This window comes from Anaerostipes sp. MSJ-23 (assembly GCF_018918155.1).
Classification (GTDB): Bacteria; Bacillota; Clostridia; order Lachnospirales; family Lachnospiraceae; genus Anaerostipes.
Genome location: NZ_JAHLPY010000015.1, coordinates 35,216 through 55,611 on the forward strand (window position 1 = coordinate 35,216; position 20,396 = coordinate 55,611).

General features: G+C 35.8%; 23 protein-coding genes, 1 other RNA gene and 1 pseudogene. 5 read left to right on the forward strand and 20 right to left on the reverse strand.

Annotation, left to right across the window (positions count from 1 at the left end; genetic code table 11):
* On the reverse strand, positions 1-1,104 hold the full coding sequence (locus KQI71_RS09580; RefSeq protein ID WP_216435731.1) for a GntR family transcriptional regulator: 1,104 nt from the start codon (positions 1,102-1,104) through the stop codon (positions 1-3).
* Positions 1,105-1,315: 211 nt separating this feature from the next.
* On the opposite strand from KQI71_RS09580, the gene KQI71_RS09585 reads away from it, so the two are divergent.
* From KQI71_RS09585 to KQI71_RS09600, 4 genes are all read left to right on the forward strand, one after another.
* Complete coding sequence (locus KQI71_RS09585; protein ID WP_216435732.1) at positions 1,316-1,666, forward strand: PTS fructose transporter subunit IIB; 351 nt, start codon at positions 1,316-1,318, stop codon at positions 1,664-1,666.
* A 148-nt stretch (positions 1,667-1,814) separates the two neighbouring features.
* Complete coding sequence (locus KQI71_RS09590; RefSeq protein WP_216435734.1) at positions 1,815-3,308, forward strand: putative DNA modification/repair radical SAM protein; 1,494 nt, start codon at positions 1,815-1,817, stop codon at positions 3,306-3,308.
* Between the two features lie 132 nt (positions 3,309-3,440).
* Positions 3,441-3,938 carry a MerR family DNA-binding transcriptional regulator gene (locus tag KQI71_RS09595; RefSeq protein ID WP_216435736.1) on the forward strand — a complete coding sequence of 166 codons (498 nt, stop codon included), beginning with the start codon at positions 3,441-3,443 and terminating at the stop codon, positions 3,936-3,938.
* Positions 3,901-4,947 (forward strand): RNA-guided endonuclease InsQ/TnpB family protein, encoded by a 1,047-nt coding sequence (locus KQI71_RS09600; protein ID WP_253288020.1) that lies wholly within the window; start codon positions 3,901-3,903, stop codon positions 4,945-4,947. The genes KQI71_RS09595 and KQI71_RS09600 overlap by 38 nt, the downstream gene beginning before the upstream one ends.
* Here KQI71_RS09600 and ssrA read toward each other — a convergent pair.
* From ssrA to KQI71_RS09630, 6 genes are all read right to left on the reverse strand, one after another.
* Positions 4,948-5,294: a transfer-messenger RNA gene (gene ssrA, locus KQI71_RS09605) on the reverse strand.
* A gap of 88 nt (positions 5,295-5,382) precedes the next feature.
* The gene (gene smpB / locus KQI71_RS09610; RefSeq protein ID WP_216435738.1) at positions 5,383-5,853 is read right to left on the reverse strand and encodes an SsrA-binding protein SmpB; all 471 of its coding nucleotides are present in this window, start codon (positions 5,851-5,853) and stop codon (positions 5,383-5,385) included.
* Positions 5,816-7,993: a ribonuclease R gene (gene rnr / locus KQI71_RS09615; RefSeq protein ID WP_216435740.1), complete on the reverse strand. Its 2,178-nt coding sequence runs from the start codon at positions 7,991-7,993 to the stop codon at positions 5,816-5,818. The genes smpB and rnr overlap by 38 nt, the downstream gene beginning before the upstream one ends.
* Before the next feature lie 66 nt (positions 7,994-8,059).
* Positions 8,060-8,296 carry a preprotein translocase subunit SecG gene (gene secG, locus KQI71_RS09620; RefSeq protein ID WP_216435742.1) on the reverse strand — a complete coding sequence of 79 codons (237 nt, stop codon included), beginning with the start codon at positions 8,294-8,296 and terminating at the stop codon, positions 8,060-8,062.
* Between the two features lie 95 nt (positions 8,297-8,391).
* Positions 8,392-9,690 carry a phosphopyruvate hydratase gene (gene eno, locus KQI71_RS09625; RefSeq protein ID WP_216435744.1) on the reverse strand — a complete coding sequence of 433 codons (1,299 nt, stop codon included), beginning with the start codon at positions 9,688-9,690 and terminating at the stop codon, positions 8,392-8,394.
* A 301-nt stretch (positions 9,691-9,991) separates the two neighbouring features.
* On the reverse strand, positions 9,992-10,294 hold the full coding sequence (locus KQI71_RS09630) for a hypothetical protein (protein WP_216435773.1): 303 nt from the start codon (positions 10,292-10,294) through the stop codon (positions 9,992-9,994).
* A gap of 5 nt (positions 10,295-10,299) precedes the next feature.
* On the opposite strand from KQI71_RS09630, the pseudogene KQI71_RS09635 reads away from it, so the two are divergent.
* Positions 10,300-11,055 (forward strand): annotated as a pseudogene (locus KQI71_RS09635) (IS1634 family transposase); the annotation flags it as partial.
* Positions 11,056-11,207: 152 nt separating this feature from the next.
* Here KQI71_RS09635 and KQI71_RS12545 read toward each other — a convergent pair.
* The 13 genes from KQI71_RS12545 to KQI71_RS09690 all read right to left on the reverse strand — a co-directional run bounded on the left by KQI71_RS12545 (position 11,208) and on the right by KQI71_RS09690 (position 20,347).
* Positions 11,208-11,390, reverse strand: a complete 183-nt coding sequence (locus KQI71_RS12545) for a hypothetical protein (RefSeq protein WP_253288021.1) — start codon at positions 11,388-11,390, stop codon at positions 11,208-11,210.
* Between the two features lie 17 nt (positions 11,391-11,407).
* Entirely contained in the window at positions 11,408-12,001 is a 594-nt protein-coding gene (locus tag KQI71_RS12550; RefSeq protein WP_253288022.1) for an MATE family efflux transporter, read from the reverse strand.
* Positions 11,947-12,522 (reverse strand): MATE family efflux transporter, encoded by a 576-nt coding sequence (locus KQI71_RS12555; protein WP_253288023.1) that lies wholly within the window; start codon positions 12,520-12,522, stop codon positions 11,947-11,949. Before KQI71_RS12555 ends, KQI71_RS12550 begins: the two co-directional genes overlap by 55 nt.
* Positions 12,523-13,074 carry a TetR/AcrR family transcriptional regulator gene (locus tag KQI71_RS09645; RefSeq protein ID WP_216435745.1) on the reverse strand — a complete coding sequence of 184 codons (552 nt, stop codon included), beginning with the start codon at positions 13,072-13,074 and terminating at the stop codon, positions 12,523-12,525.
* Between the two features lie 81 nt (positions 13,075-13,155).
* Complete coding sequence (locus tag KQI71_RS09650) at positions 13,156-13,461, reverse strand: hypothetical protein (RefSeq protein ID WP_216435747.1); 306 nt, start codon at positions 13,459-13,461, stop codon at positions 13,156-13,158.
* Positions 13,462-13,488: 27 nt separating this feature from the next.
* Entirely contained in the window at positions 13,489-13,992 is a 504-nt protein-coding gene (locus KQI71_RS09655; protein WP_216435749.1) for a hypothetical protein, read from the reverse strand.
* A 99-nt stretch (positions 13,993-14,091) separates the two neighbouring features.
* Positions 14,092-14,268 carry a cysteine-rich KTR domain-containing protein gene (locus tag KQI71_RS09660; protein ID WP_216435751.1) on the reverse strand — a complete coding sequence of 59 codons (177 nt, stop codon included), beginning with the start codon at positions 14,266-14,268 and terminating at the stop codon, positions 14,092-14,094.
* Positions 14,269-14,291: 23 nt separating this feature from the next.
* Entirely contained in the window at positions 14,292-14,909 is a 618-nt protein-coding gene (locus tag KQI71_RS09665) for a TetR/AcrR family transcriptional regulator (RefSeq protein WP_216435753.1), read from the reverse strand.
* Between the two features lie 28 nt (positions 14,910-14,937).
* A complete protein-coding gene (locus KQI71_RS09670) occupies positions 14,938-15,408 on the reverse strand; it encodes a pyridoxamine 5'-phosphate oxidase family protein (RefSeq protein ID WP_216435755.1) in 471 nt (156 codons plus the stop codon).
* A 161-nt stretch (positions 15,409-15,569) separates the two neighbouring features.
* Positions 15,570-16,901 (reverse strand): MATE family efflux transporter, encoded by a 1,332-nt coding sequence (locus tag KQI71_RS09675; protein WP_216435756.1) that lies wholly within the window; start codon positions 16,899-16,901, stop codon positions 15,570-15,572.
* Between the two features lie 182 nt (positions 16,902-17,083).
* Positions 17,084-17,380, reverse strand: a complete 297-nt coding sequence (locus tag KQI71_RS09680) for a hypothetical protein (protein ID WP_216435759.1) — start codon at positions 17,378-17,380, stop codon at positions 17,084-17,086.
* Between the two features lie 115 nt (positions 17,381-17,495).
* Positions 17,496-19,037, reverse strand: coding sequence for a 2,3-bisphosphoglycerate-independent phosphoglycerate mutase (gene gpmI, locus KQI71_RS09685; RefSeq protein WP_216435760.1), 1,542 nt, complete (start codon positions 19,035-19,037; stop codon positions 17,496-17,498).
* A 191-nt stretch (positions 19,038-19,228) separates the two neighbouring features.
* The gene (locus KQI71_RS09690; protein ID WP_216435762.1) at positions 19,229-20,347 is read right to left on the reverse strand and encodes a 5-methyltetrahydropteroyltriglutamate--homocysteine S-methyltransferase; all 1,119 of its coding nucleotides are present in this window, start codon (positions 20,345-20,347) and stop codon (positions 19,229-19,231) included.
* Positions 20,348-20,396 lie beyond the last annotated feature (49 nt).

Genomic DNA, 20,396 nt, shown 5'->3' on the forward strand with positions numbered 1-20,396 from the left:
CTATTCTTGATTCCTATTTTTACATGAGTTTCCGATCACCAATTTCGGTTCGATCAAATACTCTGTTTTCATATCTTTGTCTGATCCACCTTGTATCTTTTCTAGCAACAACTGTCCTGCCATCTTGCCAAGTTTTTCCTGTGGATGAGCAATGGTCGTTAGAGAAAGTGGATGCTGATGTGCAAGCATTGAATTATCATATCCTGTAATCGACAAGTCTTCTGGAATTGAAACACCAATCTGATGCAATCCTCCAATGATCGAAAATGCGATCTGGTCATTGTAACAGACAACTGCATCCATCTTTCTTTGATCCTTTATCATCTGAACAACTGATGTTACTGGTTTCGTCTGACGATCTTCTGTATGAAACCAGACAACCATATCTGGATCATATTGATATCCTGCTTCCTGAAGTGCCCTCACATAACCTTTATGTCGTTCTCTTCCTTGATGATCATCTGCTTTAAAAACTCCTGCGATATGTTGATGTCCCATATCGATCAGATATTTTGTAAGCAGATAACCTCCTTTACAGTCGTCCATAAGAATGTGGGGTTTGTCTTTCATCTCCTCATAGACTCCATGAATGAAAATGTAGGGAATTTCATATTTATCAAGGTTCTCATAAAGTTTTGGATGTCTGCATACAATCTCACTTTTACTTGGCTCAATGATCAAGCCATCAATATCTTTTGTAAGAATATCTTCAAGACATGCTGTCTCTCCTCGTCTGCTATTTTCTGTTGTCTTAAAAATAATGCTGTATCCATCTTTGGAAAGAACACTGTTGATTCCCTGGATCAATCTAGGGAATATATAATCAGAAATATAGGTTGTAACCACTGCAATGTTCTTTGATTCCTTTTTATGAAGTGCCCGTTCTGTACAAAACGTTCCCTTTCCATGAACTGCAATGATATAACCTTCTTCTTCCAGAATTGACAGCGCTTTACGTACGGTATGGCGGCTAAGATCATATTCCTGTACCAGTTGATTCTCTGACGGCATCTTATCTCCCGGTTGATAGACACCAGATAAAATATCATTCTTCAGTGATTCCTTTAATGTGTGATATTTCATTTCTCCTTTGTTCTTTCCCATGTTTGACATCCTCCTTCCTTATGGTTCTCATTTTAAAACTTGTATGGTCCTCTTTACAAGTTGTTGTTTATGGTCGGTATTAACAATATTTTCACTTTATTTCTATGCACTTTTAACAAAAACTATTTTTTCTATCATTCTGCTTTTCCTTTTCTACTATCTCATGCTATACTGACTATCAAGAAGGAGTAACATACGATTGGAGGATTTCATGAAAATTTTGTGTGTAACAAAATGCCCGACTGGAATGGTTCAAACCTATGTTGCGGCAGAGAAACTAGAACAGGCAGGTGAGAAACTTGGTGTTGATCTTTCTGTGGAAACACAGGGAGCTATGGGAATTCAAAATAAGTTTTCCCCTGAACAGATCGACGAAGCTGATTATATTGTGATCGCTGCTGATGTTGCGATCGACGAAGCTTCCCGCTTCGGTAATAAAAAGCTTTATGTCACATCTTTAGAAGATGCCATTGTTCATCCTGAACAGATTTTAGAATCTCTGACAACCAAGTCCTATTCTTATCAGGATGCAACTGTATCGAATAAGAAGATTCTTGGCTAGAAAAAAGCCATCACATTTATGATCTTAATAGTCACTAATGTGGTGGTTTTTTTCAAATATATGTGATGATGATCAGATCAAAATATAATTTGTAAATTACGTTTATTTATGTTAAACTAGAACATATATTCGAAAGGAACTGTCTGATATGGAAATCTCATCAAAAGATTTATCTTTAAATGAAAAATTGAAGATTTTAGCTGATGCAGCAAAATACGATGTCGCCTGTACTTCCAGTGGTTCTTCCCGCCGTGGAAAGAAAGGAATGCTCGGGAATACAGAGGCTGCTGGAATCTGTCATAGTTTTTCTTCGGATGGGCGCTGTGTGTCTTTGCTTAAGATCTTACTTAGCAATGAATGTATTTATGATTGTAAGTATTGTCTAAACCGAGTAAGTAATGACAGGGTTCGTACAACATTTACTCCGGACGAGATCTGTACACTTGTTGTGGAATTTTATCGAAGAAATTATATTGAGGGATTGTTTTTAAGCTCTGGGATCGTGAAGAGTCCGACTTATACGATGGAATTGATGTATCAAGCGATTTATCTGCTTCGTACAAAGTACCATTTTAATGGATATATCCATGTGAAAGCGATTCCTGGCACTTCGGATGAATTGATCACGAATATGGGATATCTTGTCGATCGTATGAGTGTGAATCTAGAACTTCCTACAATTGACGGGCTTAAGAGACTGGCTCCTCATAAGAATCCGAAGAAACTTGTTGCTCCAATTCGTCAGATTCAGAATGGAATCGTGGATCATCGGTTGATGATCGGAAAAGATGCCTCTATGGAACGTTCTCAAAGTAATAAGTATTTGAAGCATACGATCTTTCAAGAGAATCCTTATCAGCGGATTCAGACTGGTTCTTCCCCGTTAACACTTGCAGATCCTTCTCTTAAGAATACTTTACGTTTGCAAAATAATGGGAAACCAGCTTCTTTTGTTCCTGCCGGTCAGAGTACACAGATGATCATTGGCGCAACTGGGGAGAGTGATCTGCAGCTTTTATCGACAACGCAGAAATTATATCAACAGTATGACTTGAAACGTGTGTTTTATTCTGCTTATGTTCCTTTGAATGAGGATTCTAATCTGCCAGCTCTTGGAACCGCACCGCCGCTTCTTCGGGAACACCGTCTGTATCAGGCAGACTGGCTGCTACGGTTTTACGGATTTAAGGCAGATGAATTACTTTCTGTAGACCGGCCGAATTTTAATACGATGCTTGATCCAAAGTGTGACTGGGCACTTCGTCATCTGGATATTTATCCGGTTGAGATCAACCGGGCTTCTTATGATGTGTTGCTTCGTGTTCCTGGAATCGGGACAAAGTCTGCGTTTCGTATTGTGAAGGCACGCAAACATGGAACTCTTAATTTTGAACATTTAAAAAAGATGGTGGTTGTTCTAAAACGTGCGAAGTATTTTATTACTTGCAGCGGGAAGATGATGCACCGGATACCGATCGAGGAAGATTTTATTACACGCCAGCTGATCGGTGAAGATGGAAAGCAGAACTGGGAGATCGATCATCCGCAGACTTATCGGCAACTTTCTTTATTTGATGATTTTAATTTTCAATCTGAAGTCACTGTAGAAGATTCTTCGAAAACTTTGTTTGGACAGATGTAATTTTCATTATTTTTTGTATTCTGGAGGTGTTTAACTGTTAAAATAATCTTATAAAAAATTATAAATATATGTTGGATTTTATAAATTTTTATTGGTAGAATAAATTATAAATATTATATGGAGGATTTGTTTATGAGTAAATATTATTCTATCAATAAATTTTCAAAAATATTAGGTGTATCGGCTCAAACATTAAGGAATTGGGATAAAAAGGGTAAACTTCATCCACATCACACTTCCAGCAATGGATATAGATATTATTCGCATGAGCAATTAAATCAAGTTATGAATGTAAAACCTAATTTAGATAGAAAAGAACTTATGAAACGAATATCTCAAAATAAAGTGGACAAGGTGGTTGTTTTTTATAAAGACAGATTGTTACGATTTGGATTTGAATTAGTTGAATATATTGCAAGTCTATATGATTGTGATATTGAGATCATCGATCATACTGAAAAAACAGAGCAACAAGAACTTGTTGAAGATTTAGTTCAGATAATAACTGTATTTAGTTGTAAATTACAAGGTAAACGTGCCAATAAAGCAAGAAAACTTGTAAAAGAACTGATAGATGATGGTGGTGAAGAAGATGATAAAAACAATGCGAGTCATGCTGATCCCAAATAATAAACAGAATACAAAACTTTTTCGATATACCAATACTGCCAGATTCGCTTATAACTGGGCGTTAGGAAGAGAAAAAGAAAACTATAAAAATGGTGGTAAGTTCCTATCGGATAGTGATCTGAGAAAAGAATTCACACAATTAAAGAAAACAGAGGAATATTCCTGGTTAAATGAAGTTTCAAATAATGTAACAAAACAAGCGATCAAAGATGCTTGTCATGCATATAAGAGATTTTTCAAAGGATGTTCAAAGTTTCCTAAATTCAAAAGCCGAAAATTTTCTATACCATCTTTTTATCAAGATAATGTAAAGATCCAATTTTCAGATACGCATGTAAAAATTGAGGGTTTTGCTGCTTCCAAAAAGAAGAATAAGCAAAAGATAAACTGGATCAGACTTGCGGAAAAGAATCGGATACCTACGGATTGTAACTATAGTAATCCCCGTATTAGATATGATGGGATCAACTGGTGGATCACAGTAGGCATTGAATACGAAGACTCTGTTACCGTTCCCTCCAATGATGGGATAGGAATTGATCTAGGGATTAAAGATTTAGCGATATGTTCTGATGGCAATAAATATAAGAACATCAATAAAACGAAAAAAGTTAAGAAACTAGAGAAACAAAAACGCAGATTACAGCGTAGCATCTCTCGTTCATACGAGAACAATAAACAAGGAAAGGAATACTGTAAAACGAAGAATGTGATCAAAAAGGAAAAACTTTTATTGATATTAAATCATAGACTAACCAATATCCGTCATGATCATTTACATCATATAACATCAGAGATCGTAAAACGAGAACCAAGTTTTATCTGTATCGAAGATCTAAATGTAAAGGGAATGATGAAAAATAGACATTTATCCAAAGCAGTTCAACAACAGGGATTTTATGAATTTAGGCGGCAGATGGAATATAAATCTAACTTCATCTTATTATCCTTTTTCTTTGATTCTTTCTCTATATACAACAAAAACCCCACGCAAATACGTGAGGTTTAAAAATGGACTAGGCGGGAGTCGAACCCGCGTCCAAAAATCCATTCACCTGAGGCTCTCCCATTACAGTCAATCTTTTGACATTCCCTCTACAATGCTCCGACCGACAGGATCACTGCTTTAGTAGCTTCATAAATACTTCATCTGTCGCAAAGCTTAGACAAACGAGTGTCCTACATGTTTGAAGCCAGGATTCCAGGCTGTAGGTGACCCAGAGCTGACTGCTGCAAAACTAGGCAGCGTACGCTAATTTATTATTATCTGCGTTTATATTTAAGTTTGTACCGTAAGGTGGTCCCTCCCAATGGCTCCTCAAGCTTCAAAATCCCTGTCGAAACCAGTACTAGCCCAGATATAGGTTTTCGAGACCGAAACTTCTCCCAGTCTCAAAAACTTATTATACTGTTTTTTCTGATAGTTGTCAAGATATTTTTTGAATTATCCGAAATTTCTTACTTTAAAATCTCTTTGTGCTTCTCTTAATTGATCTCTCTTAGAGATATCTTGTCTCTTATCATATAATTTCTTTCCACGACACAGACCAATCTGCACTTTTACAAGACTTCCTTTGAAATAAACTTTCAGAGGAATTAATGTATATCCTTTTTGTTTTACTTGTCCAACAATTCTTGAAATTTCAGATTTATGAAGCAGAAGTTTACGGACACGCAATGGATCCTTATTAAAAATATTTCCTTTTTCATACGGACTGATGTGCATCTGATGAACCATTACTTCTCCATTTTCAATATCAATAAAGGCTTCTTTGATACTACAATGCCCCTGTCTTAAAGATTTTACCTCCGTTCCATGAAGGACAATCCCTGCTTCAAAAGAATCTTCTACAAAGTAATCATGCCTTGCTTTTTTATTATTTGCTATCAGTTTTGTTCCACTCATCTTGGCCATCGTAATCCTCCTCACCTTCTACCAAATCAAAATCTATTGTTTTTAATAGCATATCAACACCTGCTACTTTTATTTTTACATGTTCTCCAAGTTTTAATTGACGATTTGTATGTTCCCCAATCATGGAATATGTTTCTTCATCATAATAATAGTAATCTCCAGGAAGTTTGGACACATGGATCATTCCTTCTACTGTGTTCGGAAGTTCTACATAAACACCCCAGCTTGTAATGCTTGAAATAATTCCTTCATGAATTTCTCCAATTCGGCGTTTCATATATTCTGCTTTTTTTAATTTTTCTACTTCTCGTTCTACTTCATCCGCACGCCGCTCAGTTTTTGATGTCTGTTCTGCTACTTTCGGTAAAATTGCATCATAATGTTCTGCCCGTTTTGTTGTGAATTTTCCATGCAAATTTTCCTTAATAATTCGATGAATCTGAAGATCCGGATAACGGCGAATCGGTGATGTGAAATGGCAATAATATCTGGTAGATAATCCAAAATGCATCGAACATTGTACCGTATATTTAGCCTGCTTCATAGAACGAAGTGTCAGACGGCTAATCAAAGATTCTTCCGGTGTTCCTTCCACTTTTGTCAAAAGTTTCTGCACTTCCTTTGGATGAAGTTCATCACGATTGATTTTTAAATAAATACCAAAGTTTTGCAAAAATGCCTGCAGTTTATCTACTTTTTCCCCATCTGGATTATCATGCGTACGATAAAGAAATGGAACTTCTCTCCAATAAAAGTCTTCTGCAATTGTTTCATTGGCACATAACATAAAATCTTCGATGATCTTTGTTGCTGCATTTCTTACCTGCGGGAAAACATCTATTGGTCTTCCTTTTTCATCTAAGATAATTTTAGATTCTGGAAAATCAAAATCAATACTTCCTCTGGCATAACGACGTTTTCTCAAAATATCAGATAATTCTCTCATAAGTTCAAACATCGGTACAAGTGTTTCATAACGATTTCTTTCTTCTTCATCTCCATCTAAAATTTTTGCAACACTGGTGTAGGTCATTCTCTCGTTTACGCGAATTAAGGTTTCTGCAATTTCATGATCCAAAACCTTTCCTTGTGCATCAATTTCCATAATACAACTTAAAGCCAGACGATCATATCCTGCATTTAATGAACAAATTCCATTGGATAACTGATGTGGCAACATTGGAATGACACGATCAACGAGATATACACTTGTTCCTCTTTTTAATGCTTCTTTATCTAATGGTGAATACTCAGTTACATATTCCGATACATCTGCAATATGAACGCCCAATAGATAATGATCTCCCTTTCTTGTCAACGTAATTGCATCATCAAGATCTTTTGCATCCTCTCCATCAATGGTAACCATTGGCCAATCTCTAATGTCTTTTCTTTGACTATATAATGAAGCATCTACTTCGGAAGGAATTGTATCTACCTGATTTTTTACTTTTTCATCAAATTGTGTTGGAATATTATATGCTTTCACAATAGAAAGAATATCTACTCTTGGATCGTCTTTATGCCCAAGAACTTCCACAATTTTTCCTTCCGGACTATGACGCTCATCTCCGTAATTTGTAATTTTTACTAATACCTTAAATCCACTAGTTAAATGATTACACTGTTCTTTTGGTACAAAAATATCACTATCAAACCGCTGATTATCTGGTATAACAAATCCAAAGTTTTGGTTTTTATCAAGAGTTCCAACAATGGTTGTCATCCCTCTTTCCAAAATTTTAATAATCTTTCCTTCTTTTCTTCGACCATTTCCTGGAGATTCATCAAGAACTTCCATTAAAACGGTATCTTCATGGAAAGCACCATTCATATTTCGCTCATGAATATAATAATCCTCACTTTTCCCTTCTACACTAACAAAACCGAACCCTTTTTGTGTACATGTAAACGTTCCTTTCAGCACTTCTTTTTCCATCGGTTTGTATTTTCCTCGTTTGGTTACTTCAATGCTTCCCTCATCAACTAATTCATTTAAAATGCTTACAAATTCTTCTCTTTCATCTGGATCTACCTGCATTAGGTATCCAATTTCTTTTTGTTTCATTGGCTGATAATGTTTATCATAAATCAGCGCCCGAATTTTCTTTTTTCTCTCTAATCTCTTTTTATCTGCCATTTTTCTCTCCTAATAAATAAGACACTCCTTAAAAACAAGTTTTAAGAAGTGTCTCCTTTTCCTTCATTAAATAAATTTGGAACAAAGAATTGCTGCTGTTACAAAGAAAATAATTGTAAGTACTGTTGTAATACGAATCAATGTTCCTTCTTTCGAACGACCTTTGTTCTTGCTCCAGTAAGTTCCAGATTCAGTTGCCCCTGTCAGAGAACCTAATCCTGCTTCTTTTCCCTCTTGCATTAATACTAATATAATTAATAAAATTGACGCTATGATAAATACTACAGTTAATGCCGTTTTCACGATATGCCTCCTAATTTTTTCTACTCACTGTGAAACATTTTATCATACAATGTCAATGGATGCAAGGGAAACTCAAAAAGCTTTACAATGATTTTTCATGATTCATACAATCCATAACGTCTACAGTTTCCAAGCTCTTCTTCTATTCGAAGCAACTGATTATATTTTGCCACCCGGTCTGAACGGCAAGGCGCTCCTGTTTTGATTAATCCGCTGTTTACTCCAACTGCAAGATCCGCAATTGTTGTATCTTCTGTTTCTCCAGAACGATGTGAAATAATTGTATGATATCCGGCATTTTTTGCCGTTTCAATCGTATCTAATGTTTCCGTTAATGTTCCAATCTGATTCGGTTTAATTAAAATCGTATTAGCGATCTCTTCTTTGATCCCTTCTCTTAACCTCTTTACATTGGTAACAAAAAGGTCATCCCCAACCAAGAATATTTTCTTTCCTAACCGATACGTAAGCACCTTCCATCCCGGAATATCTTCTTCATTCAGCCCATCTTCAATAGAAAAAATCGGATACTGTTCTACTAATTTCTCATAATACTGAATCATTTCTTCTGAATTTCTTCGAATTTCTTTGCCACTCATCCGACTTTCACCAGTAAAATAATAAATATCCTCATCTTCATTATAAATTTCAGAAGCTGCACAATCCATAGCAATCGCAATCTCTTCTTTGGTCTTATATCCTGCCATTTCGATTGCTCGAACCAAGAGATCCAATGCTTGCTCAGGGCTTTCAAGGTTCGGTGCGAAACCTCCTTCATCTCCAACTCCAGTACTGAAATGATCTTTTTTCAGAATATCTTTTAATGTATGATACACGTCGGTTCCCATCATTAAGGCGTCTTTGAAGGAATCTGCTCCTACTGGTGCAATCATAAATTCCTGAAAATCGACAGTATTATCTGCGTGTTTTCCTCCATTTAATATGTTCATCATTGGAATGGGGAGTTTTGATGCAAAACTGCCTCCAAGATATTGGTATAATGGCAGATTAAGGCCATTGGCCGCTGCCCTCGCTGTCGCAAGAGAAGCTCCAAGAATCGCATTCGCCCCAAATCGTTCTTTATTTGATGTCCCATCTGCCTCTATCATAATCTGATCGATTTCAATTTGATTGAGTGCATTTTTCCCGATGAGGCGATCTGCAATCTTGTGATTGACATGGTTAACCGCTGTTTCAACCCCTAATCCTCTGTATCTTTTTTCTCGGTCTCTTAGTTCTAATGCCTCGTATTTTCCTGTGGAAGCACCGGAAGGAACAATGGCTCTTCCTAAGGCCCCATTTTCTAAAAGTACATCAACTTCTACCGTTGGATTTCCTCTGGAGTCTAAGATTTCCCTTCCGATGACGTTCTCAATGCATAAACGATTTTTCAATTTTTGTCACATCCTTCTTATGAAAATAATAATGGTATTATTTCCTGAAAAATATGATTTTATACGTTGGCTTTTACACTTCTGCCACATAATCTATGTTGATCTGTCCAATCCCAACTTCTCATATGTTCCTACATTTTCGACTGAAATTTTATCGGTATCTGAAGTCTTAAAAGATATTGTCCCCGCATACAATTTCCCTTCGATATTTCTAATCTGTTAATATACTTTTTTCTATTTTCGGTAATCATACGCCTTTTCTCGCTTTCTTTTATGTTGCACCAGAAGTTTCATTTCTTTACTATTTTACATATTCAAAGTAAAATTTTAGATTCTTCATATCTTTATTTAAAATATCTGAAAATTCACGATTTTTACCTTTATTTTGAATTTCTCCATATTCAATTCCGTAAGTACATCCTCCATAATATCCCACATATTGCATCATTGGAATCTTTTGATCCATTTCTTCCTCAGAAATCATTCCATGAATACGATGAATTGTAAATATTGTCATTTTCACTCCATGTTTCTTAGAAATAAACATTGCATAGGTTTCTTTCTTTTTTACATCCTGATTCCATACGTTTTTCTTTTCTTTCACTTTTCCGGACACTTGACGAAGAAGATGATGATGTGTTCAATTCCATCTACTATAAAGAAATCCCTGTTGTCACTGGAAACATGGATGAAAATCTGATCATCACTTATTCTCCGAAATATAAAGCTTATCAGCGAAAGATCCGTTCCCGTCAGATCGAACGTGCAAAAAAGATCATTGAAACACCTGGCCGAAAACATAAAGGGAAAAATCAGAATGATCCCATGCGTTTTGTCAAAAAAACATCCGTAACACCGGATGGCGAGATCGCAGAGAAAAAAGTATATGATATCGATCTGGAACAGATCAAAAAAGAAGAAATGTATGATGGATTTTATGCTGTGATCACAAATCTGGAAGGTGATATCCGTGAGATCATAAATATCAATAAACAGCGATGGGAGATTGAAGAGAATTTCAGGATCATGAAAACAGATTTTGAAGCTCATCCTGTGTATGTAAGAAGAGAAGATCGTATCAAAGCACATTTTATGACATGCTATATAAGCCTTCTGCTCTACCGCCTTTTAGAGAAGAAACTAGGAAATACCTATACTTCCAACCAGATCATAGAAACTCTCCATTCTATGAATATGACGTTATTAAATACAGCCAGCGGTTACATCCCATCTTATACAAGAACTGAACTAACGGATGATCTCCATAAAACTTTTGGATTTCGAACAGACTATGAATTTATCACAAAAGCATCCATGAGAAATATCATCAAACAGACAAAAGCAATTAAGAAAGAAAACAAGTAAAACAGCACAAATCGCTGCAAAATAAAAAGCATCCAGAAAACCCTGATTTACGAGCTTTTTGGGTGCTTTATTCCTTTCCAACTGTCAAAGATGGGATATTAATGTCACAATATCATAGTAAATATAAAAAGTCAAGATTTTATAAAATTTTCCTAAATTAAATGAAACTCTGTCCATTTCTGAGAACGGTATCTCCAAATAAAAAGTATTCCTCGAAAAACCAGATCCATACTCATACCAATCGCAACTCCAATCACTCCCCATCCAAAGGCCAAACCAAAGAGTACTGAGAAAAATAATCTTGCCGCAATCGTCAGTGAAATGGATGCGATCATGGTGAACTTGACATCGCCTATCCATTTCCAAGAGACCCTGCAAATGGATAGGCGATTCCATTAAAGATATTATTGATCAATACCGGCCAGATGACCAATGATTTTGCCTGTGCTGAGATTGCAGAATAACGAACGATCAATGGTGTAATCACAAAGATCAAGGCATTCCATAAGATAGACAATACAAGTGTAATCTTATTTAATTTCTTAAAATAGAAATTCGGTGCATCAATATCTCTTGCTCCCATGCATTGTCCGATGACGGTCGTATAAACCGGCGCCATTGCAAGTCCCATGATTGATGCTAGTGACCAGATACTTTGCGCTACCCCATTGGCTGCAATCTGGTAAGTTCCAAAGAGTGCTACCATGCTGGATAATGCTACTTTTACCAGCTGATGAACTCCGTTTTCAACTCCATTTGGCAACGCAATCCCCATGATCTTCTTTTGTAGATCTCCATTCCATTTCCAAATATCTTTTACATGATAATGAACCGATAACTTTTTGCTAAAACAATACCATGTAACGATCAACGCTGATAAAAGCCTTGTGATCAGTGATGGATAGGTCCTGCTGCCCCAAGATGTAACACGAAAACTCCGATACAATTTCCAATCACATTGATCACATTTGTCACTGTGGAAATATACATGGTTATATTTGTCTTTCCCATGCTCCTACACAAAGCTGCCCCCGCATCATAGATTGCAAGAAAGGGCAGTGAAAATGTTGTAATCACCAGATAAATCTCGCAGGCATCCATAACTTTTGGTTCAATCTTTCCAAACAGTAAGCTTAATAATGAATGTCGAAAGATTAAGATCAATGTGCAAAGAACAACAGAGATCACAATCGAAATAAGTAACAGCTGACTTGCTGTCTGTGATGCTTCCTTTTCTTTTTTACTTCCGATATATTGACTGATAATAACCGCCCCACCAGAAGATAGTGCTGTAAACAAAAAAATTAAAACTGTATTAAATGAAGTTACTAATAAAACACCAGATACATCTGCTTCACTCGAAAAACTGACAACAAACGTATCTGCGATTCCTACAAACATCAAAAGGAACTGTTCGACAAACAGAGGAAATATAAGATTCCTTAAATCTTTATTTGAAAACATCATCTATACCTCATATTTCTTCGTGAAAGCTTCCTTGCTCTGTACAAGCATAAGTTGTACTTTCTCAAGATTCCAGTCACAAAAACTAGTTGCGATCATCGCTGCGATTCCGTGAGTGTGCATCCATAAATGATCATGGAGCTGATCCGCTTCTTCGTGATGGATCTTATATTCTTTCATTAGTTTGTCAATGGAATGTTCTATGATCGGTGACAGCATCTTTTTCATTTCATTATATGCATTTGATCTCATAAACAAAAAACAGAACAACGCCGGTTCTTTCTTTGCAAAATAAATATATTCCATTCCATAAAGGCAAACCTCATTTTCTTTACTTTCTACTTTCATGATATCTTCAAATTCATGCACTGCCTGTATTGTAAGCTCACCGCGTAATTCATCCATTCCATTAAATGATAAATAGACAGGCTGTGTAGAGCAATGCAATTCTTTTGCTAAGTTCTTAATATTTACAGCATCCATACCATCTTTTTTCAGAATCTTCATCGCTGTCTGCAAAATCATATCTTTTGTAATCCGTTTTTTTGCTGGCATATTTCATCTTCCTTCCTTTTCAAATAAAATAAATGCGTTTATCAATAAACACATTTATTTTATTCCGTTTGTATTTATCTGTCAACTTAAACTAACTATCCTGGAAGTTTTAATTTTTTCTTCTATCGTGATCATCTTAAGCATAGCTCCAGATGACATTGCAAAAAACAAGATTTCTTTGATATGCTGTCTTTTAGCGAAAATGACGGCAATTCCTGAAATTAGAATCATTGCTGCACCAATACATCCAACAATATTGGGCACACTTACCAACTGAAAAATTCCTGATGCACCACTGCCATCCATTGTATACTGAATTGTTTTATCCAATCCATCTCTAGTTGTCAAAAAACAGCAAATCAATAATCCATATGTAAATAAAAACAAAGATCTCTTTCCTCCATTTACTTGATTTTATTCTTTATACCAATCCAATATTTCTTTTAAATTTTGAATACAAACCTTGTTTCCACCATGCAGCATCATATCTAACATTTCTTCTTCCTCTTCTGTTTTATCCACTTTCTTTTGTAATGCCTTTCCTGACACTTTCACCATTGCATTCATCGCAAATTTATATGCCCCTGTAAGTTTCTTAAGATCAAATCCACCTTGTAACGTAAAGACTTTGATTCCTTTTGGTATCTTTGCTTTCTTCGTGATTTCTTCTACCTGTGTTCCTGCTCTTCCCATTCCAACACCATAGACTGCACAGATTTTATAGTTTTTCTTTGCTTTCTTATATCCTTTGATCGTCCCCGCCATCAACCACCCTAGATAAATGATCTCTGTTTGCTTTTTTAATTTTTTACCTGCTTCATCCAGTGAGTAATATGGAAGTGCTGTTGTTTCTCCTAATAATCTGGCATATTCTTTTGTTGTTCCTGTATTTGATGTATATACAATTGCTTTTATCATACTTATTTTCCTCCTAACATTATAAAAAATAAAAACGCAGTATCTGATTTTGCTATCTTCAGTACTGCGTCTTTGCGTCTCGCTGTTTCTTACCTTTTTTTATAAAATTTCTGTAATCTGAAAGTCTTTAACATCGACTAATGTTTCTTGTTTACATTTCGAGCAGAATAATAAGAAATTTTTTAATTCCGTATCTTGTCTTAACTTTAGCCTTGTCTTTTTGCCGCACAATGGACATAAAAGTGGTTTATGCTGATCATTTTCATGAAATATCATGTCTGAACCTTCTTTCTCTGACTTTATAATTTCATTGTTTTCTTCAGATCTTCTGAAAAGCGATCAATATGTTTTTTCAGCCAATCCATAATTTCTTTTTTCTTCTTTGCTGAATCTGCTGCATCATACATGTTGTATAACAAAAACATCGGAGAATAAAAATCCAAAGCCAGTTCCATTGCGTCCTCGTCTCTTCCCGTCATAGAACGGAATAGATCTGCCATATATATCACCGGTCCACCACATAAATACTGATGATATAACTGCTGCATCTCTTGACTTCGGTACTGTTCTAAGGTCAGCATTCTTCTGAATGCACTTGCAAATGGATCTTCCGTCCAGTGTAAAAACTGAGCTTCACTGTATATCTTAATCTTCTCAAGTGATGTCTGTGCATATTTTTGTGCCACCTCGTCTATCGTACCTTCTGGCATCTCATATTCTTTGGCCCGTTCTTCGTCTAACTGATTCATTCGTTTGATAATACTATCAAAAATTGCTTGTTTGTTTGTATAATGTTTATATAATGCTGGTTTTGTGATCCCTAACTGCTTCGCAATATCATTCATAGAAGTCGCCATATAACCTTTCTGTGCAAAAAGTTTTAAGGCTTCCTGCAGAATTCGTTCCTTTGTATTCATATATCTTTCCTTCTGTCAATGAACAAACTTAGATTCTGTGTTTTGCTGTATAGCTTTCAACTTTAATCTTATATACAGCCGTGCTGGCGAAAAGTCCCGAATGAAACTTCTTTAAATCTATTCCATAGTGTGCAAGAAGCAATGTCAGTAATTTTTCCTTTTCTTCTTCCGCTGCTTCCTCTACAATTCCATGACCGATCACGCTTTCATATGCAAAACTTGCCGTACAGGATTCTTCCCCTTCGGGCTGTATCAGCTGATGTCCACCATCAACCTCAAAGGTCACATGCGGATCTTTCTCGATTAGCTGATTCTTTGTTCCTTCTTTTGCTCCATGAAAAAATAAAATCAGTTGATCAGCTTCCATTGTAAATCCGAAATTAACTGGAATCACATATGGGTAAACTCCGTTGTTCAATGCAAGCCTTAACACATCTGCCCTTTCTAAGATTGCTTTGATCTCTTTTGTATCTTTCACTTCTCTTTCTTTTCTTCTCATATCTGCCTTCCCTTTCTGCCTGATTACCACTTGGTAGCTTTATTATAGTTAACGATTGGTAACTTGTCAATGCTTTTCTTATAAATTTTTAACATATAGAAAAACTCTTATTTTATCGATATGGAAAAAACATAGAGATAAAATAAGAGTCAGCTTTTTGTTTATTTATTTGTAATTTTTTTCATTATCTTTAGCATAATGCCTGCTGCGATCAATGCAGTAACTACATCAGAACATGCCTGTGATATCAAAACTCCTGTATATCCAAATAGATTTGACATGATCAGAAGTACCACTACATATAACACTCCCTGTCGGCTAATGGATAGTACAAAGGCTCCTCCTGCATTTCCAACTGCCTGGCAGACACAGGTTGAAATTAAGATAACAGACATAAATGTCATTCCCATCTGTTGAAATCTTAACATCATGGCTCCATTGGTTATGATGTCCGGTTTGTCCATAAATACTTTTATAATTTGTGGTGCAAATACACACATGATGATCGTAAATAATAACCCAAGTCCTATTTCAAACAAATATGCGAATTTCAAGATTTCTTTGAGTCTTTTTTCATTTTTTGCACCATAATTATATCCGACCAATGGTTGTCCTCCAAACGCAAATCCGACTAAAATAAGGGCTGTGATCATATTAACTTTTAAAGCGATTCCCATCGCTGCGACCTTATCTGTTCCATATGGCAGAAGAAAATGATTTGTCATGATCATCATAAAGGTCTGCATGATATTTGTGATAGATGCTGGAATTCCGATCATCAGGATATCTTTGATTCTTCTTCCTGTAACCTTCATGTTAGAAGGTGAACAAGATAATCTTTTTGACTTTTTAATTATTGCATATACATAGTAAATATCTGCAATAATATTCCCAAGGACCGTTGCCATAGCAGCTCCTGCTGCCCCTTGGTGGAATCCAAAAATGAAGATCGGGTCAAAAATAATATTTACAATCGATCCTATGATTGATCCAGCCATAGACTGAACTGCCAGCCCTTCTGTTCGTAAAATATTACTTGGTACCATGCTGAAAATCACTGCAAATGCTCCGATCGCGATCCATGTGTAATAGTCATTTGCATATGGATATGTTTCCTTACTTACTCCAAGAATTCCTAAAATTTGTGTACGAAACAGTAATAAAAGGACACTGATGCTTATTCCAAATACAATCGAAATCCAGATACAGAATGCACATGTCTTTTTCGCCTCTTTGTCTTTCTTCTCTCCAAGTAATCTTGAAATCACGGAACTTCCCCCAAGTCCGAAAATATCTCCAAATGCAATCATCAAAGTAAACATTGGTGCAACCAAGGATACACCTGCCACCAGTTCCTGTACACCTGTTAATGCAATAAAATATGTATCTACCATATTATAAACAAGGGATACAATCATGCTTAATACCACTGGCAATGCCAGTTTCATATAGGCTTTTGGCACATCCATTTTCTCAAATAAATAGTTTTCCATAAAACTCCTTTCTGAATAAAATTGTCATAGTTTAAAAAACATCCATAATCCCTGTTTGCAATGGATTATGGATGTCCAACCGTAGCACTGTGAATACAATGCCCTATCTTATTTGATTTTCTCACTGAGTGGTATTTTAACAAAGTTTATTTCTTGCGTCAAGTTCTTCCTATATATTGTTATTAAAACTCATGTCCTCTTTCAATTGCTGTCATAAATAATTCATACATATCATCTTCACCGCTAAGTTTTGGTGAATTTTCGCCTCCGCCATTGGTGCTTCTTCGCATAGTTGCATAAAATTCTTCTCCGGCATTGATCAGTTCCATCGGATAGATTTCATATCCTAATTCCTGACATTGTTTACAGAAAGCGATAATTGGTTCTTTTTCTTTTCTTGTTTCTAATAATGCTTGCTTGATCGTTTCATCATGCAATGCTTTTTCTTGCAATTCTTCCAGCATTTCGTATACATCCATGAAAAATCCCTCCTTTGAAAAAAAGCGCTCATGCATTGTTGCATAAGCGCCTTTGCTGTTACTATTATTATATAGTTTTTACCAGACTTTTTCAAGATATCGTTCTTTGACAATCTTATTTTACCAGAAGAGATTTTCCTGTCATTTCTGCTGGCTGTTCCATTCCCATCATTTCGATCAGTGTTGGAACAATGTCTGCGAGGCATCCGCCTTCTCTTAATTTTACACCATCATCATAATTTACAAGAATAAATGGTACTGGATTTGTTGTATGTGCTGTAAATGGTGCACCAGTTTTATAATCTTTTAACTGTTCTGCATTTCCGTGGTCAGCACAAATGAACATCTGTCCGTTTACTTCTTTGATTGCCTCTACTGCGTCTCCGACACACTTATCAACAGCTTCCACTGCTTTGATTGCAGCTTCTTCGATTCCTGTATGACCTACCATATCACTATTTGCAAAGTTTATAATGATAACATCATATTTGTCTGATTTAATTGCCTCTACTAATTTCTTTCCGACTTCAGGGGCACTCATTTCTGGCTGAAGATCATATGTTGCAACTGCTGGAGATTTTACTAAAATTCTGTCCTCTCCTTCATTTGGTTCTTCAACTCCACCATTAAAGAAAAATGTTACATGAGCGTATTTTTCTGTTTCTGCTAAACGTAACTGTTTTAATCCATGTTTCGCAAGGAATTCTCCAAATGTATTCTTGATCTCTACTTTGTGGAATGCCACTAATTTGTTAGGGATTGTTACATCATATTCTGTGAAGCATACAAATGTTGTTTTGAAGTATCCGTTTGGACGATCAAAACTATCAAATTTATCATCGCAGATTGAACGTGTAATTTCTCTTGCACGGTCTGGTCTAAAGTTATAGAAAATTACAGAATCATTTTCTTTTAATGTTGCAACTGGTGCACCATTTTCCATAATAACAGTTGGTACTACAAATTCGTCTGTTACGTCTTCTTTGTAAGAAGCATCAATGGCATCAATGGCATTATCTGCTGTATTTCCCTGACCTAAAACAATCGCATTATAAGCTTTCTGTACACGATCCCAACGGTTATCACGATCCATTGCATAGTAACGTCCTGAAATAGAAGCGATCTTTCCAACTCCAATTTCATCCATCTTCTGGATCAGTTCTTCGATAAATCCTTTTCCTGAAGTTGGAGCTGTGTCACGTCCATCAAGAAACAGATGCACATAAACATTTTCTAAACCATTTCTCTTTGCCATTTCAAGAACACCGTACAAATGTGTATTATGGCTGTGCACACCACCATCTGATAATAATCCAAAACAATGAAGCGCTGTATTGTTTTTCTTACAATTTTCCATTGCTTCCAGCATTGCTTCATTTTTAAAGAAATCTCCATCTTGGATTTCTTTTGTGATTCTTGTCAGTTCCTGATATACAATACGTCCGGCACCCATATTCATATGCCCAACTTCAGAATTTCCCATCTGTCCTTCTGGAAGTCCAACTGCCATACCAGATGCATTTCCTTTTACAAATGGGCATTCTTTCATTAATTTATCCATAACAGGAGTTTTTGCTTCTGCTACTGCATTTGCTTCCTTGTTCTCATTCAATCCATATCCATCTAAAATCATAAGAACGGTTGGTCTTTTACTCATCATTATCTCCTTCACCTTGTTATATTTATGGCCTATTTGCCTGTTAATATTATAACGATTTTCAAATATAAATTCAATATGCTATTTTTATCAGTTATTTTCACATTTTCTTGCGATCTTTAGTGAAATATGTGAACTACCTACTCATTGTCTAAATCCAGTGAGATTGCGGCAGCCTTCTTTTTTCATTTTTATCCCCAAACTTCTTCTGCAATTTCTTTTACAAGTGCAAGTTTTGCCCACTGTTCTTCTTCTGTTAATTTATTTCCAATCTCACAAGATGCAAAACCACACTGTGGGCTTAAGCACAAACGATCCAATGGTACATATTTTTCAGCCTCATGAATTCTTTTTATCACTGCTTCTTTATCTTCTAATTTTGCAGATTTTGTTGTAACTAATCCAAGCACAACCTTCTTATTGTCAGAAACATATTTTAATGGTTCAAAACCTCCAGAACGTTCATCATCAAATTCTAAATAATATGCATCCACATTTTCATCTGCAAATAAAAATGGTGCAACTGGTGCATATCCACCAGAAGAAGCCCATGTAGAATGATAATTTCCACGACATACATGCGTTGTCAAGACAAGATCATCTGGTTTACCTTCAATTGCCATATTATTTAAACGAAGATATTTTTTTGCCTCTTCTTCTACCGTAACACTGCTATCTTTCTGTCTTGCTTCCCAATATTTTGTATCACAGAACATTCCCCATGTACAGTCATCAAACTGGACGTTACGACATCCTGCATCATACAAATCTTTGATTACCTGACGATATGCATTGGCAATATCTTTTAACAGTTCTTCCTGATCTGGATAGATTTTATCTGTAATTTTTCCATTATCTTCTCTGTATAATTCTGCAAGAAGCTGTGCCGGTGCTGGCATTGTCTGTCTTGCAATTGTATTTTCATCTTCCAGCTGTTTTACAAATTTATAATGTTCTACAAATGGATGATTTTCTCCGCTAATCTTTCCTGTTACTTCAATAGAACCAGGAGTTGTCTCTTCTCCATGGAAAAAATATCCATGACTTAATTCAACTTCTTTAATTCCCTGGAATCCCCACATAAAATCAAGATGCCAGTAGCTTCTTCGAAATTCTCCATCTGTAATTACAGGAAGACCTGCAGCCTTCTGTTTCTCTACCAATTTACAAATTTCTTCATTTTCTACCTTAGTAAGATCATCTCTTGTAATCTTTCCTTCTTTAAACTGTGCTCTTGCTTCTTTTAAAGCCTGTGGTCTTAAAAAACTTCCAACAATATCAAAACGAAATGGTGCATTTTTCTTGCTCATCTATTTTTTCCTCCATAAATCATGAGTTTTTAACTTTTTTGTCTACTTT

Excerpts from the sequence above, each read along its gene's own strand:
- KQI71_RS09600 (WP_253288020.1), top strand. The coding sequence starts at position 3,901 with ATGATAAAAACAATGCGAGTCATGCTGATCCCAAATAATAAACAGAAT.
- KQI71_RS09670 (WP_216435755.1), bottom strand. The coding sequence starts at position 15,408 with ATGAGAAGAAAAGAAAGAGAAGTGAAAGATACAAAAGAGATCAAAGCA.
- KQI71_RS09680 (WP_216435759.1), bottom strand. The coding sequence starts at position 17,380 with ATGGATGTATACGAAATGCTGGAAGAATTGCAAGAAAAAGCATTGCAT.
- KQI71_RS09585 (WP_216435732.1), top strand. The coding sequence starts at position 1,316 with ATGAAAATTTTGTGTGTAACAAAATGCCCGACTGGAATGGTTCAAACC.
- KQI71_RS12555 (WP_253288023.1), bottom strand. The coding sequence starts at position 12,522 with ATGATGTTTTCAAATAAAGATTTAAGGAATCTTATATTTCCTCTGTTT.
- KQI71_RS09655 (WP_216435749.1), bottom strand. The coding sequence starts at position 13,992 with ATGATAAAAGCAATTGTATATACATCAAATACAGGAACAACAAAAGAA.
- KQI71_RS12545 (WP_253288021.1), bottom strand. The coding sequence starts at position 11,390 with ATGATCGCATCCATTTCACTGACGATTGCGGCAAGATTATTTTTCTCA.
- KQI71_RS09645 (WP_216435745.1), bottom strand. The coding sequence starts at position 13,074 with ATGCCAGCAAAAAAACGGATTACAAAAGATATGATTTTGCAGACAGCG.
- KQI71_RS09595 (WP_216435736.1), top strand. The coding sequence starts at position 3,441 with ATGAGTAAATATTATTCTATCAATAAATTTTCAAAAATATTAGGTGTA.
- KQI71_RS09675 (WP_216435756.1), bottom strand. The coding sequence starts at position 16,901 with ATGGAAAACTATTTATTTGAGAAAATGGATGTGCCAAAAGCCTATATG.
- KQI71_RS09660 (WP_216435751.1), bottom strand. The coding sequence starts at position 14,268 with ATGATATTTCATGAAAATGATCAGCATAAACCACTTTTATGTCCATTG.
- gpmI (WP_216435760.1), bottom strand. The coding sequence starts at position 19,037 with ATGAGTAAAAGACCAACCGTTCTTATGATTTTAGATGGATATGGATTG.
- smpB (WP_216435738.1), bottom strand. The coding sequence starts at position 5,853 with ATGGCCAAGATGAGTGGAACAAAACTGATAGCAAATAATAAAAAAGCA.
- KQI71_RS09590 (WP_216435734.1), top strand. The coding sequence starts at position 1,815 with ATGGAAATCTCATCAAAAGATTTATCTTTAAATGAAAAATTGAAGATT.
- KQI71_RS09690 (WP_216435762.1), bottom strand. The coding sequence starts at position 20,347 with ATGAGCAAGAAAAATGCACCATTTCGTTTTGATATTGTTGGAAGTTTT.
- rnr (WP_216435740.1), bottom strand. The coding sequence starts at position 7,993 with ATGGCAGATAAAAAGAGATTAGAGAGAAAAAAGAAAATTCGGGCGCTG.
- KQI71_RS09580 (WP_216435731.1), bottom strand. The coding sequence starts at position 1,104 with ATGGGAAAGAACAAAGGAGAAATGAAATATCACACATTAAAGGAATCA.
- KQI71_RS09665 (WP_216435753.1), bottom strand. The coding sequence starts at position 14,909 with ATGAATACAAAGGAACGAATTCTGCAGGAAGCCTTAAAACTTTTTGCA.